This window comes from Nocardia elegans NBRC 108235 (assembly GCF_001612845.1).
GTDB classification, from domain to species: Bacteria; Actinomycetota; Actinomycetes; order Mycobacteriales; family Mycobacteriaceae; genus Nocardia; species Nocardia nova.
This window is the reverse complement of sequence record NZ_BDBF01000088.1, coordinates 1-16,113: the sequence shown is the minus strand read 5'-3', so window position 1 is coordinate 16,113 and position 16,113 is coordinate 1. Positions and strand designations below refer to the sequence as shown.

General features: G+C 70.8%; 15 protein-coding genes. 7 read left to right on the top strand and 8 right to left on the bottom strand.

Annotated features, from left to right (window positions below; genetic code table 11):
• The 3 genes from NE2_RS33780 to NE2_RS33770 form a co-directional block, all read left to right on the top strand.
• On the top strand, positions 1-882 hold an 882-nt coding region (locus NE2_RS33780; protein ID WP_167356821.1), incomplete at its 5' end, for a dihydrolipoamide acetyltransferase family protein.
• A gap of 4 nt (positions 883-886) precedes the next feature.
• On the top strand, positions 887-1,162 hold the full coding sequence (locus NE2_RS33775) for a hypothetical protein (RefSeq protein ID WP_063032747.1): 276 nt from the start codon (positions 887-889) through the stop codon (positions 1,160-1,162).
• On the top strand, positions 1,159-2,070 hold the full coding sequence (locus NE2_RS33770; RefSeq protein WP_063032745.1) for a ribose-phosphate diphosphokinase: 912 nt from the start codon (positions 1,159-1,161) through the stop codon (positions 2,068-2,070). The genes NE2_RS33775 and NE2_RS33770 overlap by 4 nt, the downstream gene beginning before the upstream one ends.
• A 407-nt stretch (positions 2,071-2,477) precedes the next feature.
• Here the strand turns inward: NE2_RS33770 and NE2_RS33760 are convergent, their stop codons facing one another.
• Positions 2,478-3,113, bottom strand: coding sequence for a CBS domain-containing protein (locus tag NE2_RS33760; protein ID WP_063909555.1), 636 nt, complete (start codon positions 3,111-3,113; stop codon positions 2,478-2,480).
• A gap of 220 nt (positions 3,114-3,333) precedes the next feature.
• On the opposite strand from NE2_RS33760, the gene NE2_RS33755 reads away from it, so the two are divergent.
• The gene (locus NE2_RS33755; RefSeq protein ID WP_063032741.1) at positions 3,334-4,260 is read left to right on the top strand and encodes a universal stress protein; all 927 of its coding nucleotides are present in this window, start codon (positions 3,334-3,336) and stop codon (positions 4,258-4,260) included.
• Positions 4,261-4,427: 167 nt separating this feature from the next.
• Entirely contained in the window at positions 4,428-5,765 is a 1,338-nt protein-coding gene (locus tag NE2_RS33750; protein WP_063032739.1) for a wax ester/triacylglycerol synthase family O-acyltransferase, read from the top strand.
• A gap of 14 nt (positions 5,766-5,779) precedes the next feature.
• On the opposite strand, the gene NE2_RS33745 is transcribed toward NE2_RS33750, so the two are convergent.
• Positions 5,780-8,587 carry a cation-translocating P-type ATPase gene (locus NE2_RS33745; protein ID WP_063909554.1) on the bottom strand — a complete coding sequence of 936 codons (2,808 nt, stop codon included), beginning with the start codon at positions 8,585-8,587 and terminating at the stop codon, positions 5,780-5,782.
• A gap of 191 nt (positions 8,588-8,778) precedes the next feature.
• On the opposite strand from NE2_RS33745, the gene NE2_RS33740 reads away from it, so the two are divergent.
• The gene (locus NE2_RS33740; protein WP_063032751.1) at positions 8,779-9,729 is read left to right on the top strand and encodes a 1-phosphofructokinase family hexose kinase; all 951 of its coding nucleotides are present in this window, start codon (positions 8,779-8,781) and stop codon (positions 9,727-9,729) included.
• Positions 9,730-9,761: 32 nt separating this feature from the next.
• On the opposite strand, the gene NE2_RS33735 is transcribed toward NE2_RS33740, so the two are convergent.
• The 6 genes from NE2_RS33735 to NE2_RS33710 form a co-directional block, all read right to left on the bottom strand.
• The gene (locus tag NE2_RS33735) at positions 9,762-10,256 is read right to left on the bottom strand and encodes a GNAT family N-acetyltransferase (protein WP_063032737.1); all 495 of its coding nucleotides are present in this window, start codon (positions 10,254-10,256) and stop codon (positions 9,762-9,764) included.
• Positions 10,253-11,716: a bifunctional aminoglycoside phosphotransferase/ATP-binding protein gene (locus NE2_RS33730; protein WP_063032735.1), complete on the bottom strand. Its 1,464-nt coding sequence runs from the start codon at positions 11,714-11,716 to the stop codon at positions 10,253-10,255. The genes NE2_RS33735 and NE2_RS33730 overlap by 4 nt, the downstream gene beginning before the upstream one ends.
• A gap of 353 nt (positions 11,717-12,069) precedes the next feature.
• Positions 12,070-13,407 carry a phosphoribosyltransferase family protein gene (locus tag NE2_RS33725; protein ID WP_063032733.1) on the bottom strand — a complete coding sequence of 446 codons (1,338 nt, stop codon included), beginning with the start codon at positions 13,405-13,407 and terminating at the stop codon, positions 12,070-12,072.
• A 340-nt stretch (positions 13,408-13,747) separates the two neighbouring features.
• The gene (locus NE2_RS33720) at positions 13,748-14,584 is read right to left on the bottom strand and encodes an SCO6745 family protein (RefSeq protein ID WP_233429968.1); all 837 of its coding nucleotides are present in this window, start codon (positions 14,582-14,584) and stop codon (positions 13,748-13,750) included.
• 92 nt (positions 14,585-14,676) lie between these two features.
• Positions 14,677-14,901, bottom strand: a complete 225-nt coding sequence (locus NE2_RS33715; RefSeq protein ID WP_063032729.1) for a hypothetical protein — start codon at positions 14,899-14,901, stop codon at positions 14,677-14,679.
• 95 nt (positions 14,902-14,996) lie between these two features.
• Positions 14,997-15,626, bottom strand: a complete 630-nt coding sequence (locus tag NE2_RS33710) for a class I SAM-dependent methyltransferase (RefSeq protein WP_063032749.1) — start codon at positions 15,624-15,626, stop codon at positions 14,997-14,999.
• 109 nt (positions 15,627-15,735) lie between these two features.
• Between NE2_RS33710 and NE2_RS33705 the strand changes: the two genes are divergently transcribed.
• On the top strand, positions 15,736-16,113 hold a 378-nt coding region (locus NE2_RS33705; RefSeq protein ID WP_157110998.1), incomplete at its 3' end, for an alpha/beta fold hydrolase.

Here is a 16,113-nt window from a genome sequence, read left to right as displayed (position 1 = left end):
GGGGCGCAGCCGGACGTCGCTCGCGCCTCCGGTCTGGCGCGGCGACTCGCCGAAGCGCGGGGACTCGACCTGTCCGGGCTGTCCGGAACCGGTCCCGCCGGCGCCGTGCGCGCCCGCGACCTCCCGGCCGAGGGTGTCCCCGCACCCGCCGCGGCACAACCATCGGAGGACGGGACGGTTCGCGCGGACCCCGCCACCCCGCCCCCGGGCTCGCGCGACGCGGCCACGATGCGCTCGGCGATCGCCGCGACGATGGCACGGTCCAAACGAACCGTGCCGCACTACTACCTGTCCGATGTCGTCGATGTCTCGGCGGCGGCCGACCGGCTGCGGGAGCGAAATGCCGGCGCGCCGCTCGCCGAGCGAATCGTGATGGCCGCCTTGTTGTTTCGCGCCGTCGCCGGAGCTGCCCGCCGGGTGCCGCAGCTCAACGGATATTGGATCGACGACGAGTTCCGTCCGGCGTCCGCGGTGCATCTCGGCGTCGTGGTGTCGCTGCGCGGCGGGGGCATCATCGTGCCGACGATTCCCGACGCCGACACCTTGGACGCCGCGGAGATGATGGCCGCGATGCGATCGGTGGTGCAGCGCGCCCGATCCGGCCGCCTGCGCTCCTCGGACGCGACCGCGGCCACCATCACGGTCACCAACCTCGGCGATCTCGGCGTGGAGTCGGTATTCGGCGTGATCGCCGTGCCGCAGGTCGCGATCGTCGGACTGGGCGCTGTCACCGACCGGCCGTGCGCTGTCGACGGTTTGCTCGGTGTGCGGCCGCAGGTGACCGTCACCCTCTCGGCCGATCATCGCGCCAGCGACGGCGCGACCGGCGCCCGATTCCTGCACACCGTCGCCGACCTGCTGCATCAACCCGAGGAGTTGTGAAGCCATGTCCACCACTGTTTCCCGGCAATCGGCCGACAGCGCGGTGCGTGCCGCACTGCGCGGATTCGCCACCGACGCCGAACTCACCGCACTCGGACCGGACGAGCCGCTGCGCACCACCCTGGAACTGGATTCGCTGGATTTCCTCACCTTCGTCGAACGGCTGTCGAATCTGCGCGAGGAGCCGATCGCCGAGGCCGACTATCCACGGCTGGCCACGATCCGCACCTGCGTCGACTTCCTCACCGGGAGTCCCGAGACGGGTGCCGGGGCCCGATGAGCACGTTGCGCATCATCCGCGGCAGCGCCAACCCGCCGCTGGCCGACGCCGTGGTCGCGCGAATCGGCGGTGATTCGCACGAGTGCTGCGATTCGCAGCCGACGGCCGGCGGCGAACGGCGTGTGGTCGTCGCCGACATCTCCGGCGACGATGTGTACATCGTGCAGCCGACGTCGCCTCCGGTCGGTGAGCATATGGTCGAGTTGCTGCTGCTGCTCGACGCCTGCCGCCGCGCCGGCGCGGGCCGGATCACCGCGGTGGTCCCGTACTTCGGTTATGCCCGTCAGGACCGGGGCACGGCGGGGGAGGCGATCGGCGCCAGGGTGGCGGCCGAGGCCATCGCCCACGCGGGCGCCGACCGGCTGGTAGTGGTCGACCCGCACACGCCCGCACTCGAGGCGATCTGCCCGGTGCCGGTCGAGATCCTGACCGCGGTGCCGCTGCTGGCGAGCGAACTGGAGCCGGCCATGATCGGCCGGGGTGTGGTCGTTGCCCCCGACCTGGGCGCCGGTGAGCGCGCCGAACACTTCGCCGCCGCCTTGCGCGCATCCGTCGCGGTGGTGCGCAAGCACCGGCTGAGCGATACGAGCGTGCGCGCACTCGATCTGCTCGGCGAGGTCAGAGGATGCCCCGTCGCCCTCGTCGACGACATGATCTGCACCGGGGCGACGATCGAGGCGGCCGCCCACCTGGTGCGGTACCAGGCCGCCGACACGCTCGTGGCGGCGACCCACGGCCCGCTGAGCGACGGGGCGGCGGCGCGTCTGCACGAACTCGGACTCCGCCGCATCGTCGTGACCGACAGCGTCTTTCACGACGCGGAGGCAGGGAAGATCGAGGTGCGCTCGATCGCGCCGCTGCTCGCCGACGCCATCATCCGGTTGCACGAGGACCGCCGCCGCGGGTGACCGGCGAGAGCCGCCGCGCACGTTCCGCGCTACGCCGGGACATGGGCGAAAGTCCCGGTCGCGCGGGGACTCTCGTCACCGAACGGCGAGGCCCGCACCGGGCCGGACGTCCCGGACCGCGACCCGATTGGGCACTTCCGGCGATGGCTTCCGATACTGCTCCGCGACGGTGATGCAGACCACAATAGAAGTGTCGAAGGAACCGGCGACGACGAGGTCGCCGCATCGGCAGGAGTCGGCCACAGCGGTGTGGCGTGATTCGTCGGGGATGATCATTCGGGGGTGATCGGCAGTATCGGACAACGACCGATTCGCGGCTCCCGAACGAGGGTGAGCCGCGAATCACGTTGATGGAGGCTGGGTTTCGCGCTGGTCGGCATGGTGGACCGCCGGGCGAGCCCCGTGGGTCACCCGATGGTCTCGTCGGCCTTGCGATGCAGCCATTCCGACAGCGGTGCCGCCGGAGCGCCCGTGGCATCCGCGACGGGGCCGGGGCCGGGAACCGTTTCGGCGTGGGTGATCTCGTCGACGGTGAGCGCCAGCGCCGTCACCGTCCGCTCCTCGGCCGCATCGGCGAATGCGCCGGTGATCACGGCGTGCCCGCCGTCGACCCGGATCGTCCACTGGCGGCGGCTGCCGGCGTAGTCGTCGAGCAGGGCGCGCACCTTCGCCTCCACGGCGGCGTCGTCGCGCATCAGGGTGCGCAGCAGATCCCGGCGTGCCACGATGCCGACCAGAATCCCCGCCTCGACCACCGGCATCGAACGCAACCGCCGGGCGAGCATGCGCGCGGCGACGGTGGCGAGGTCGGTTCCGGGCTCGATCACCTCGGCGGGGGTGGTCATCGCCGCCCCGACGGTCGCGTCCGGGGCAGGCGCCGAGAGCGCGTCCGATTCAGACAGCATGCCGACGACGTGCCCGTCCTCGTCGACGACCGGAAGGGCGGCGAAGCCGCGCTCGGTGAGCTGGGAAATCGCCTGGGGCAGCGGGGTTTCGGCGTGGACGGTGACCACGGGACGGCTGAGAATGTCGCGAGCGTACATGGCAGAACCTCCTGCATCGATCCTGGTTCGGGCCCGGAACACACACCAGGGACCGTCGGCTCCCATCCCTGGACGAAGGTCCCGCATCGGGCGCGGTGCGAGATGTGGACCGCGCGGTCGAGATGAGGACTTTCGGCCGCATCGCGGCATCGGCCGTCGTCTCTACCGTGAGAACAACGGCCGAGCACCTCGCGGGCCGTCGCACGGAAGGAAGGGCGCCATGACCCCCGAACACAGCTCCGACATCCGCCATTCCGCCGCGGCCGCGGTCGTGGTGGGTGTCGACGGTTCCGGGCACGCCGATCTCGCGGTGGACTGGGCCGCGGGGATGGCCGCGCAGCGCGGGCGGGAACTGCGCATCGTGCACGCGCTGGACCTGAACCGGCTGCAGCTCGGCATCGGCTCGCTCGATTCTCCCGCGGCCGCCATGCTGACCGCGGCTCGGGAGCGCGGCGCCTCGTTGGTCGAACGGTCGGCGCAGCGAGTCCGGGCGGTGCTGCCGGGGCTGCGGATCTCGACCGCCGTCCTCGACGGTGACCCCGCCAGGGCGCTGGTGAACGCCAGTGCGTCCGCCTACGCCGTGGTGCTCGCGGCCCACGGCACGAACCGGCTGGCCGGCCACTTCGGGTCCACGGTGTCGGCGGTGGCCGCCCACGCGACCGGGCCGGTGCTGGTGGTGCGGACCGATTCGCACGAGGAGAACCGCGTGCACACCGAGGGGCCCGTCGTGGTCGGCATCGACGGCGGGCCGGTCAGCGAGGCAGCCATCGGCGCGGCCTTCGAGGAAGCCGCCGAACGCGGCGCCGAACTCGTCGCCGTGCACGTATGCCACGACGTCTACTACGGGCAGTTCGCCGACGATCCGCACATCCTGTATTCGGCTCGCGAGGTCGAGGTGCGGGAACGTGCCGTGCTGGCCGAACGGCTGGCGGGCTGGCAGGAGAAGTATCCGGATGTCGCCGTTGCGCGCCGGGTGTCGCTGGCCGATCCCGGTGCGGTGCTGCTGGAGTCGTCGAAATCGGCGCAACTGCTGGTGGTCGGGAGCCGCGGCCGGGGCGCGGTGCTCGGCGCGCTGCTCGGCTCCACCTCCCATTCGCTGGTGCAGCACGCCTGGTGCCCGGTCATGGTGGTGCATCCGCAGCCGTGACGCGCTCGCGCCACCGGTGTCCTCGCCAGAGCAGCACTGCCCGCCTCGGGCCGCCTTTCGTCACTCGCGGCGGCGACCTTCGCATCTGCCGGTGACACGACTGACCGCACGAGACTGAACCCACCAGCTCGGCAGATCGCCGGCATGTTTCGGAACGAGCCACCACCATGAACGAATTCGGACCGCTGGACACGGGTTTCATGGAGCTGGAGGACAGCGACCGCCACGTCAATATCGCCATCGCCGCGATCGCGATCGTCGCCGGGCCGGTGCCCAGCCGAGAGCGGTTCGACGAGACCGTGACCCGGGCGCTGGGCCGCAACGAGCGCCTGCGCCAGCGGATGCGGCGCACACCGCTGGACATCACGGCGCCCAGCTGGGAGGACGACCCGGATTTCCGATTGTCCCGCCACGTCCGATGGACGGCGCTGCCCGGCCCCCGCGACGAGCAGGCGTTACGCGAGTTGGTGGGGGAGGAGCTCGCCCGCCGCCTCGATCGCGAACATCCGCTGTGGCAGGTCGTGGTGGTCGACAATCTCGCCGAGAACCGGTGGGCGGTGATCGTCAAGGCGCACCACAGCATGGTCGACGGGATCGCCGGCATCACGGTCTTCGAAAGTCTCTGCGACGAAGAGCCGGAATCGCCGTCCGAACTGCCGGTGCGGCCGCCGGACACCGCTGTGAGCCTGCGGGCCACGGCGGGGACCGTGATCCGATTGCCTTACACCGCTTCCCGTTTCGCTGTCCGCACGGCCCGCACGCTGGTGCCGCTGCTGCGCGATACCGTGGTCCCGACCCCGACATCCTCGCTCAACGGCCCGCTGGGCCGTCGGCGCCGGTATGCGGTGGCGCGGACCTCGCTGTCGCAGCTGCACGAGGTCGGCGCCGCGTTCGACGCGACGGTCAACGACGTCGCGGTGTCCGCGCTCGCCGGAGCGTATCGACGCCTGCTGTGCGCACGCGGCGAAGAACCGCAGGCGGATTCGGTACGGATCGTGATACCGGTGTCGATGCGCTCGGCCGATGCGAAATACGCGATGGGCAACCGGGTCTCGGTCGTCATCGCCGCCTTGCCGGTCGATGTCGCCGATCCGGTACACCGCCTGCAGACGGTGCACGAACGCATCGCCCGCCATCGCGCGCGGGGCGAGGCGGAGGCGGAGGCGTCACTGCTGACGCTGGCCGGCCGGCTGCCCGCCGGTGTGGCGGCGTGGGCGTTCCGGCTGGCCACGCGCTTCCCGCAACGCGGCATCAGCGCGCTCGCGACCAACGTCCCCGGACCGCGCCACCGGCTGAGCATCGCGGGCGCCGAGGTCGAGCAGGTCTGGCCCGGAATCCCGGTGGCCATGCGGCTGCGCACCACGGTCGCGATGCTGAGCTACGCCGGCCAGTTCACCTTCGGGATCACCGGCGACTACGACACCACCCCCGATATCGAGCTGATCCCGGCGGCGGTCACCGACGAGATCGAGACGCTGCTGGCCCGCGCCCGCGCCACCGCCTGAACCGGCCGTACACGCTAGGACGGCTCGGACACCGACGATGGCTCGGACACCGACGATGGCTCGGACACCGACACCGGCGACGGCTCGGGCACCGACGGCTCGGGCACCCGGTGCCGCAACACCCACCGATACACCTCGTCGCATCCCCAGACGATGAACGGGAACGGGACGACGAACGCTATCATCCACGGCGCGAGGGCCGCGGTGCCCAGGACGTCCTGCAGCGGGGGAACGTACACCACCACAGCGGTCAGCACCAATTCGAAACCTATGCCCCACAACAGCATCGGATTCGAGAACACCCCGATCGACCGCAGCGACGCGCGTTCGGTGCGGGCCGCGAAGGCGGTGCCGATCTGGCCCGCGACCATGCCGACGAACAACATCGTCACGGCCTGCCGGTAGGCATGGTGCAGTGCGGATCCGGGCCCGGTGGGATCGCTGGGATGCCAGCCCGCCGAGAGCAGGACGGCGAAGAATCCGGCGAGGGCCAGGACGGCGCAGATCAGTCCCAGGAACAGCCAGGCGCGCAACAACATCCGGCGCCGGATCACCGGCTCGCCGCGGGGCCGCGGTGGCCGTCGCATGATGCCCGGCTCCGCGCGTTCGCGGCCCAGCGCGAGGGCGGGAAGCGTTTCGGTGCCCACATCGAAGGTCAGCAGCAACGGCACCGTCAGCGGAACGGGCACCGCGCCACCGGACAGCGCGAACACCAGGAACGGCAGCACCTCGGGTGTGGCGTGGGCGAAGATGTAGAAGATGAACTTGCGGATGTTGTCGTAGACCCGGCGTCCGGACTCGACCGCCGCGGCGATGGTGGCGAAGTCGTCGTCGGTGAGCACCATCGTCGACGCCTCGCGGGCGACGTCGGTTCCGCTGCGGCCCATGGCGATTCCGATATCCGCGCGCCGCAGCGCGGGTGCGTCGTTGGCGCCGTCGCCGGTCATGGCCACCACGTGCCCCGTGGCGCGCAGGGCGTCCGCGATGCGCAGTTTGGCTTCGGGTGAGGACCGAGCGAAGATCACCTCGTCGGCGCCGGCGAGAAGATCGTCGAGCTGGGCTTCGCTCATGGCGTCGAGTTCGGGGCCCGTGACGATGGCCGGGGTGCCGCGCACGATGCCGACCTGACGGGCGACGGCGGCGGCGGTCGCCCCGTGATCACCGGTGATGACGATGATCCGGATTCCCGCGGTGCGGCAACGGGTTACGGCGCCCGCTACCTCCCGGCGTGGGGGATCGACGATGCTGACGACCGCCAGCAGGGTGAGATCGGTCTCGGCGGCGGCGGGTGTCGCCGGATCCGGTCGGCCCGCGGGCAGGGGCCGGTCGGCGATGGCGAGCATGCGGTATCCGTCGTGCGCCCGCGCGTCGACGGCGGCGAGAATTTCGGCTCGCCGCCGCTCGGTCAGCGGCCGGGTGGTTCCGTCCGGGGCGAGCTCCGCCGTGCACAGCGGAACGACGGTTTCGGGTGCGCCCTTCACATGGACGGTGTGCACGCCGTGGGCGTCGTCGAGGGTGGACATGCGTTTGCGTACGGAGTCGAAGGCGAACTGCCGCAAACGATGTCCGTCCGGGCCCGCCGGATCGAGAGCTGTCGCCGCAGCGAGGACGGCGATATCGGTCGCATCGCCGGCGAGCTCCCCGGTCGGTGCCGGATGAGCGTTGTTGCAGAGCGCCATCGCCCGCGCCGCCCGGCGCACCGGTTCCGCGTCGTCGGTGGCGGCGAAGGGGTCGATCTCACCGGAGGCGGTGGCGATGGTGATCACCCGCATCCGGTTCTCGGTGAGGGTTCCGGTCTTGTCGGTGCAGATCACATCCGTGGACCCCAGCGTCTCCACCGCCGAGAGCCGTTTGACCACCGCGCCGCGGGCCGCCAGCTGGCGCACCCCGATGGCCAGGGCCAGGGTGATCACCGGCAGCAGCCCCTCGGGCACGTTGCCCACCAGCAGCCCGACGGCGAAGATCACCGCGTCGAGGAACGGCAGCCCGGCCCCGAAGATCGCCAGCGGGATGAACGCCGCGCCGAGCAGTACCGAGATCGCCGCGATCAGCCACGCCACCCGCCGCACCTGGTGTTCGAGCGGACTCTCCTCGGTGCGCACCCGCTCCGACAGCGAGGCGATGCGGCCCAGTTCGGTGCGCATCCCGGTGGCGAAGACGACGGCCGACGCCTCACCCTGGGTGCAAGCGGTGCCGCTGAAGATCACGTCGGTGGCCTGCAACAGCGGCACGGTCGAATCGACCGGCCCGGTGCTGCGGTGGACCGGCACCGACTCCCCGGTCAACGCCGACATATCCACCTCGACGGCGCCGTCGAGCAGGCGGGCATCGGCCGAGATCTTGTCCCCTTCGGACACGATCAGCACATCGCCGGGCACCAGGTCGGCGGTGTCGACGCTCCGGCGCGACCCGTCGCGAACAACGGTGGCGTGCAACGGGATGAACGCGGCCAGCGCCTCGACGGCATGTTCGGCGTGGCGCTCTTGGACGAAGGCGAAGACGGCGTTGAGCACGATCACCGACACGATCGCGACCGCGACCGCTTCGATGCCGACGGAGAACGCCAGTGCGGCCGCGGCCCACAGCAGGAGCGCGAGCGGGTGGGTGAACTGGCGTAGCAGCTGTCGTGGCCATTGCCGGGTGCCTCGGCGACGCAGCGTATTGGGCCCGGCGTGAATCAGCCGGCGTTGCGCCTCGCGGGTGGACAGGCCGTCGCGTGAACTGCGTAGATCCCGCAGCAGCAGGTCCAGCGGTTCGGTGGCTTCGACCTGAGCGGGTACCTCGGCCGCGCGGTCGGTATCCGGAGGGACGGAGCCGAGCACGGTCGATCAGCCCGGCCGTCGTGCGGTACTGCGGACCATGAGGCCTCCCTCCGGCACCCGGCCGGGTTCGGTGACGTTGCTCCTACTCGACTGTAGAAGCAACGCTCGCACCGGACACGGGACTTCGGTCACCACCGCAGCCGACCGGAATGCTCTACTCGCTGTTCCGCCGATCCCGTGAGATGGACCGTATGCCGATCGTCACGCTCACGATGAATCCCGCGATCGATAGTGCCGCCCGCACCGAGCGGGTGCTTCCGACCGACAAGATGCGCTGCAGCGCACCGCGATTCGACCCGGGCGGCGGTGGCATCAACGTCGCTCGCACGGTGGCGGCCCTCGGTGAGCCCGTCACCGCGATCTATCCCGCCGGTGGGCACACCGGTGTCTTCCTCGAACAATTGGTGCGCGCGGCGAATATCCCCTCACACGCCGTGGCCACCGCCGAGCCGAGCCGGGAAAATCTGGCCGTGTTCGCCGACGACACGGGGGAGCAGTACCGATTCGTCTTCCCGGGGCCGCGGCTGACACCGGCCGAACAGCACCGCTGCCTGGCGGCGGTGGAGCACTGCGCGCCCGGAGCGGATTATGTCGTGGCCAGCGGCAGCCTGCCGCCCGGCGTCGAGTCCGACTACTTTCAGATTCTCGCCGATGTGGCTGCGGCACAAGGTGTTCCGATGATTCTCGACACCTCCGGGGCCGCGCTGCGGGCGATCCGGCGCGGCGTCTTCCTGATCAAGCCGAGCGTGCGGGAGCTCGCGCAGCTGGTCGGGCGCGCGCTGCCCGATCGCGAGGCACAGGCCGCCGCGGCCCGCGAACTCGTGCACGCCTCGGTCGCCGAGGTCGTCGTCGTGTCGCTCGGCGCCGAGGGGGTACTGGCGGTCACGGCCGAGCGATCGCAATGGTTCGCGCCGATACCGGTGCCGGTGCGCAGCGGGATCGGCGCGGGGGACGCGATGGTCGGCGGCATCACCGTCGGCTTGACGCGCGGCTACGAGCTCGACGACGCGATCCGATTGGGTATCGCCGCGGCGACCGCCGCCCTGACCACCTCGGGCACCGCTCCCGGGCTGCGCTCGCGGATCGAGCAGCTGTACGAGGAGCAGACGCGGGCCGCGGCGCCGGTAGCCGAAATGGGCTGATCGGAGCCGGTGGCCGCCTACGATCAGCCGAGCTACGACGTGCCGAGTTGCAGGACGACGTGGACGACCTCGTCGTCGCGATGGGCCGACATCGGCAGGTCGATGTCCATCAGCAACTGCATCATCTTCGAATTCGTGGCCAGGATGTCACCCGCGAGCCGGGCGATGCCGTGCCGTCGTGCGTCCTCGGCCAGCCGCGTGAGCAGCGCGGTGCCGATACCCGACTGCTGGTCTTCGTGGGCGACCACCATGGCCACCTCGGCGCAGTCGGTGTCGGGCAGCACGACGTAGTTCGCCACACCTATGAGCCGACCGCCCCAGAAGGCGCCGAAGGCGCAGTGCTTCGGGTCGTTCAGCGAAATGGCGGCCGCCAGTTGTTCGAGATGTTTCGGCCGCGCGCCGAAGAACCGGTAGTAGCCGTCGCGCTGATCGAGCGTCGCGTGCAGATCCCGGACCGCATCGCAGTCGCCGGGGGCGAGGCGGCGGTAGGTGACGTCGGTGAGGTCGACGGCCGGTTCCGCGGTCACGAGTCCTCCCGTCCGTTCGTGTGCCGATAGCTGCGCAGCGCGGCCGCGACGGTCTCGTCCTCCGAGGCGGTGGTGTTCAGGACCACCGCACCGGGCCACGGGTCGCGATCCGCGGCCATAGCCGCCGCGACGGCGGGTGTGGCGTCGGATTCGGATCCACTGCGTGCCGCGATGCGTGCGGCGGCCACGGAAGCCGGTGCGCTACAACAGAGTTCGATGAGCTCCGCCGCGGTGTCGGTCGCGAGCCGAGACGCTCGGCGTCGTTGCGCCTCATCGATCCAGCTGGCGTCCAGAACGACCGACCGGCCGGCGGCGAGCAGAGTCTGCGCCTCGGCGCACATGACCGTGTAGACGTGATCGCGGGCGGCGGGCGTGTAGGCGCCGTGGTCGTACTCTCCGGCCGCACCGTCCAGCACCCCCTCGGCGCGCGCCACGGCGCGAATGTGGTCGCTGGACAACAGGATCGCGCCGGTCGCCGCGGCCAGGCGGCGGGCGATCGTCGATTTGCCGGTGCCGGGCAGGCCGCCGACCAGGACCAGGCGCACCGCGCCGGCGGCGAGGTGCCGCAGGGCGACCTCGACGTGCCGGACCGCACTCGCCGCCGCGTGGCGCTCCCCCTGCCGCAATCGCACGCAGTCGACCTTCGCGCGTACCGCCGCCCGGTAGGCGATGTAGTGGTGGTACAGCGAGTCCGGCGCAGGGTCGCCGGTCGTTTCGAGATACTCCTCGACGACGGCCCGGCCGAGATCCGGGTACCCGAGGCGTTCCAGATCCATGGCCAGGAAGCAGATGTCGTCGAGCCGATCGACGTGGCGGAGTTCGTCGTCGAAGTCGAGGCAGTCGATGACCCGTACGCCGTCGTCGGTGACGAAGATGTCGTCGGCGCGCAGATCTCCGTGACCGTCGACGATGCGCCCGGTGGCGATGCGCTTGTCGAACAGCGCCTTCCGTCCGTCGAGATAGCGCATCGCCAGTTCGGTCAGCTCTCGTACCGCGGCCGGTTCGATCGGGGGATGGGTCATTCCGGACAGCAACGACGTCCAGCGCTCGCGCACCGCCGTCACCGTCGCCGCGCGATCGATCGCCGGTCCGGTCGACGCCCGGTCGTGCCAGGCGGCCACGTCGTGTACCAGTACCGAGAGGATGTCGCGGGCGACGGCGGGGTCGTCGAGGCGCCGCGACAACCGGGTGGCGTCGGGGAGCCGGCGCATCAGCAGCACCGGTTCGTCCGCATCGGTCGTCGGATCCGACAGGTGCCCGATGCCGAGGTAGACATCGGGTGCGAATCGCCGGTTGAGTTCGAGTTCGCGAATGCAGGCGGCTTCGCGCGCGGCCCGCGTGGAGAAGTCGAGAAAGTCGGTCCGCACCGGCTTCTTGACCTTGTAGGCGCGGTCTCCGTACAGCACGACCACCGCCGAATGAGTTTCGGCGAGTGCGGCGAAGGGGTCGTTCGTCTCCATCGGTACCAGCGTCGCCGATGGCCCGAGAATTCGTGATGGACCAAAGTCACCGGAATGTGGACCATGCGGCCCGTGGTGCGCCGATGCGCTCGGTGCCGGTGGCAGGGATGGCGGAAACCGGGAACCATCAAGGATTTTCGAATCTGCCGGGCGGCCGGGGGCCTGGTCGTGGTGTTCTCCCTGGGTGTCGCTCAGTGGACGGTGCTGCGCCACTACAGCGCGCGGACGGCGTTGGCCCTGGGCCGACGCCGTCGGCTGGATCGCCGGATTGTGCGTGTTCACCGGGGTCTTTCTGGTCCGCACCATCGGAGAGGGCGAGGTCTCGCACGACGGTGAGGACGCCTCTCACCCGGTCATGGTCGCGCGCGGGCGGCCGTGGATTCGCGGAAATGGGCGCAAAACCAGTCGCGGGCCAGTTCGGCCACCGCTTCCAGCGTGCCGGGCTCGGCGAACAGATGGGTGGCGCCGGGCACGATCTCGACGCGCGTCTCGCACGTCATCGCTCGCTGGGCGAACCGGTTCAATTCGATCACCGTCGGGTCGTTTCCGCCCACGATCAACAGGGTCGGCGCTCGCACCGCGGTCAGATAGAGGTCGGCGAGGTCGGGCCGGCCGCCGCGGGAGACGACGGCGGCGATGCCCAGTTCCGGCGCGGCGGCCGCCCGCAGCGCGGCGGCGGCCCCGGTGCTGGCGCCGAAGTACCCGATCGGGAGGTCGTCGGCGTAATGCAGCCCGGTGAGCCACCGCGTGACACCCGCCAGCCGATTCGCCAGCAGGCCGATATCGAAGACGTTGGCGCGGTCGAGCTCTTCGGCGGGGGTGAGCAGATCGAACAGCAACGTTCCGAGCCCAGCCCGCTGCAGGACGGTGGCGACGAATCGGTTGCGCGGACTGTGCCGGCTGCTGCCGCTGCCGTGCGCGAAGATGACCACGCCCGTCGCGGCTTCCGGGACCGTCAGGTGGCCGCTCAGTTCGGCCTTCCCGACGGTGATGGCGACCTCGTCGTCGACCAGCGGCGGATCGTCGGGCTCGGCCAGGCCGGGTCGTTGGCGGGCGGCGACCGCCGCCCGGGCGAGCAGATCGACGACTTCGGCGTCGCTCGTCTGACCGAAGTGCCGGTACCACTGGCCCACCGCGTCGAAGAGCAGCGGTGTCTTCAGGCAGACGATGTCGTCCGCTTCCGGCCGCAGCGACGCCAATGCCTCGCGCGGGGCGACCGGAGTCGCGAGGACGATGCGGGCGGCGCCGCGGGCACGGGCCACGCGGCAGGCGGCGCGGGCGGTGGCCCCCGTCGCGATGCCGTCGTCGACGAGCACCACGGTCCGGCCACGCAGCGGCGGTCCGTCGCGCCCCTGCCGGTACATGTCGACGCGACGCGCCAGTTCCGCGCGTTCGTGCTTCTCCACCGCGTCGATGTCGTCCTCGGACAGCCCGGTGCGGCGCACGACCAGGGTGTTGAGTACCCGGGTGTCGTCCTCGCCGATCGCGCCGAAGGCGAGTTCGGGCTGATAGGGGACGCCCAGCTTGCGGATCACCAGCACGTCCAGCGGCGCGCGCAATGCCCGCGCCACCTCGAACGCGACGGGCACTCCGCCGCGCGGCAGGCCCAGCACGACTACATCGGTATCACGCAGGGCCATCAGACGCGTCGCGAGCTTGCTGCCCGCCTCGACGCGATCACGAAACACCATCGAATGCCTCCTGCCGGGTTCTTGCGAAGCCCGCGGGCAGCACCGCATGCCGGCTCGGCACGGCCCACGTCCTAGCGCTGCGGCGACCACCGGACCTCGGCGCGGAGTCCAGGGAGGGCCTCACCGATCTCACCGACCGGGTCGCCGACGTGCTCATCGGGTCTCATACGGCAACTATCCGCGTTCGCTCGCGCCGCCGAATCGTGCCGAAGGCTCCGATGCGTGGGACGTTGGTCAATTTTCGCGCCGGAACCCTCTCTCGCGCTGCCGAGGGGCCGGCGCCGCCGCGGCGTGCAGGAATGTCACCGGTTCGTCGGTGGCGCGGCGGGCATCGGGAAGCTCAGGGGCGGGGCAGCGTGCCGATGGGGGTGCGATCGGGCATAGCGGTGTGCGCGGCGCGGGCCAGCGGCCGCAGCAGCTCGGCGAGGCGTTGGGTCGCCGCGGATCCGATCTCCTGCCACGGCCGCGCGGCCAAATCGTCGGTACGCCTTTCGATCTCGTCGAATTCGGCGCGACCGGCCGAGGTGGGCCGACCGTCCGCGTCGAGCCAGCCCCGGCCGGTCAGGCCCGCGATCGCGCGATTCCACTGCTCGTCGTCCCACCCGCGAGCCGGTTGCAGGATGTCGCGTCCGGAATCGGTGGCGGCGCGCCAGGCCAGACTCTGACATCCGGTCAGTCCGGCGGTGGTCAGCGCGGCGACATGGCCGTCACCTCGGTGCTCGCGCAGCACCGTGCAGGCGTGCCACAGGACCGACAGCGGGTCGTCGGGCCAGGTCAGGTCGGCATTGGCGGCGGCGAGGGGTTTGCCTTCGAGTTCGACCGCTGTCGCGGCCCGCCGGGCCAGTTCGGCCGCCTCGGCGTACTCCTCGTCGGTTCCGCCGAGCCGGATCAGCGCGGCGCGGGCGCCGGCGGAGCGGGCCGCGAGCACTCGCTGCGGCGTCGCCAGCTCCCATACGCCCGGCAGCGCGCGGGCCACCATGGCGGGGGAGAAGCCGAAGAAGGCCGCCGTCACCACACCGGGACCGACCGGCCCGAACGGCGCCGATCGACCGCCGAAATAACCGCGCCAGAAGCCGCGCAGACCCGCCTGCTCGAATTCGGCCCGGCATTCCGGGGCGAAATAGGTCACCGCGTGGATCGGCTCGAACACCGCCCACATCTCGCGTGCTGAAATCACCCGCACCCCTTGTCTGTTCGCATCCTCCGGCAGTGGATCACCTCGATCCTAGGTACCTCCGGAATCCCGCCACCCCGCCACCGCCATCGCGGTCAGGTCGGGATGAGGGCGAGCCCGACCACGCCGAGGACGTACACGACGAGAACGGTCAGCGAATCCGGCCCCATCCGCAACCATTGGCGGCGGGGACGGAACACCAGGCCGGTCATGTAGACGAGGGTGAGCACGCCGCCGAGGGCGGTGAGGTAGATATCGGTGTTGTGAGCCTGGGTAAGCACCGACGAGCCCGAGAGCAACGTCGCGAGCAGAAACAGCACCGGGAGGAACGCGTTTCCGCCGAAGACGCTGTGTCGACGCCCTGCACTTCGAATTCGACGAGGAGGGCGAGGTCCGCACTGTCGGCGCCGGGCCCTCACCGGCGGCGCGCGGTGCCGACGACCAAGGGCACGATGGTCGGTACCGCGGTCGGCATCCGCGTGTGTTCGATGACCTCGATATCGAAATCGGCTGCCGCGAGCAGACTTTCGAAGTCGCGATTGGCGTGGCAGCCGTCCGCGAGGCGTCGTTGCAGCGGGGTGAGCAGGTCTTGGACGCCTGCGCGCAGGCCGGTTCCCCGGACATGTTCGTGGAACAGGAACCGGCCGCCGGGACGCAGTACACGATGGACCTCGCGCAGCGCCCGGGCCGGGTCACGCACCGAGCAGAAGACCAGGGAGGCGGTCACGGTGTCGAAACTGGCCGCCGGGAAGCCCAGCCGGTGCGCGTCGCCGTCCACGACGGTGACGGGTGCGGTGAGGGCGCCTGCGCGGGCCGCCAAGCGGGCGCGCAGCGCCGGATTCGGTTCGAGCAGGACGAGTTCGTCCAGGCCGTCCGGATAGTGCGAGACGGACAGGCCGTCGCCGGCCCCGATTTCGAGGGTGCGACCGGATGCGTTGGTGAGCTGGGTGCGGCGCAGATCGGCCTGTCCGGCCCGATCGACGCGGGCCATGAAGCCCGGATACCAGCTGGCGAAGAATCGTTCGCCGAACGTTGCTGTGGTCATGGTGTACGAGTGTGGCCGGTGGTGGCCCTTCGCGTCATGGCCGTTTCGGGCCATAATCGATGCCGGACGATGCGCCGGCCTCGACGGCCGCCGCGCGAGAGGGTGGAGCATGGTGCGCGCCGAGGATCAGGTGATCCACCGGGTGCGGACCGTCGGCGGCGAGGTCGCCTGTTCGGTGGTCGGCAGCGGTCCCGCATTGCTGATCGGCGGATGGTGGTGCAGCCACCTGATCCTCAACTGGAAGGATCCGCTGTTCCGCGCCTTCGTGTCCCGGCTGGCGACCCGGTTCACCGTCATACGGTACGACCAGCCGGGGCGAGGATTGTCCGAGGCGGGGATGCCTGTCGATGCGGACGGCGAAATCGCGGTGACCGCCGACATCGTCGATGCGCTGGGGTTCGAGCGGGTGGCCGTGCTGGGCGCGTCGTCGGGCTCGGCGGTCGCCGCGGGACTCGCGGCCCGGCTGCCCCGCCGGGTGCATCGGCTC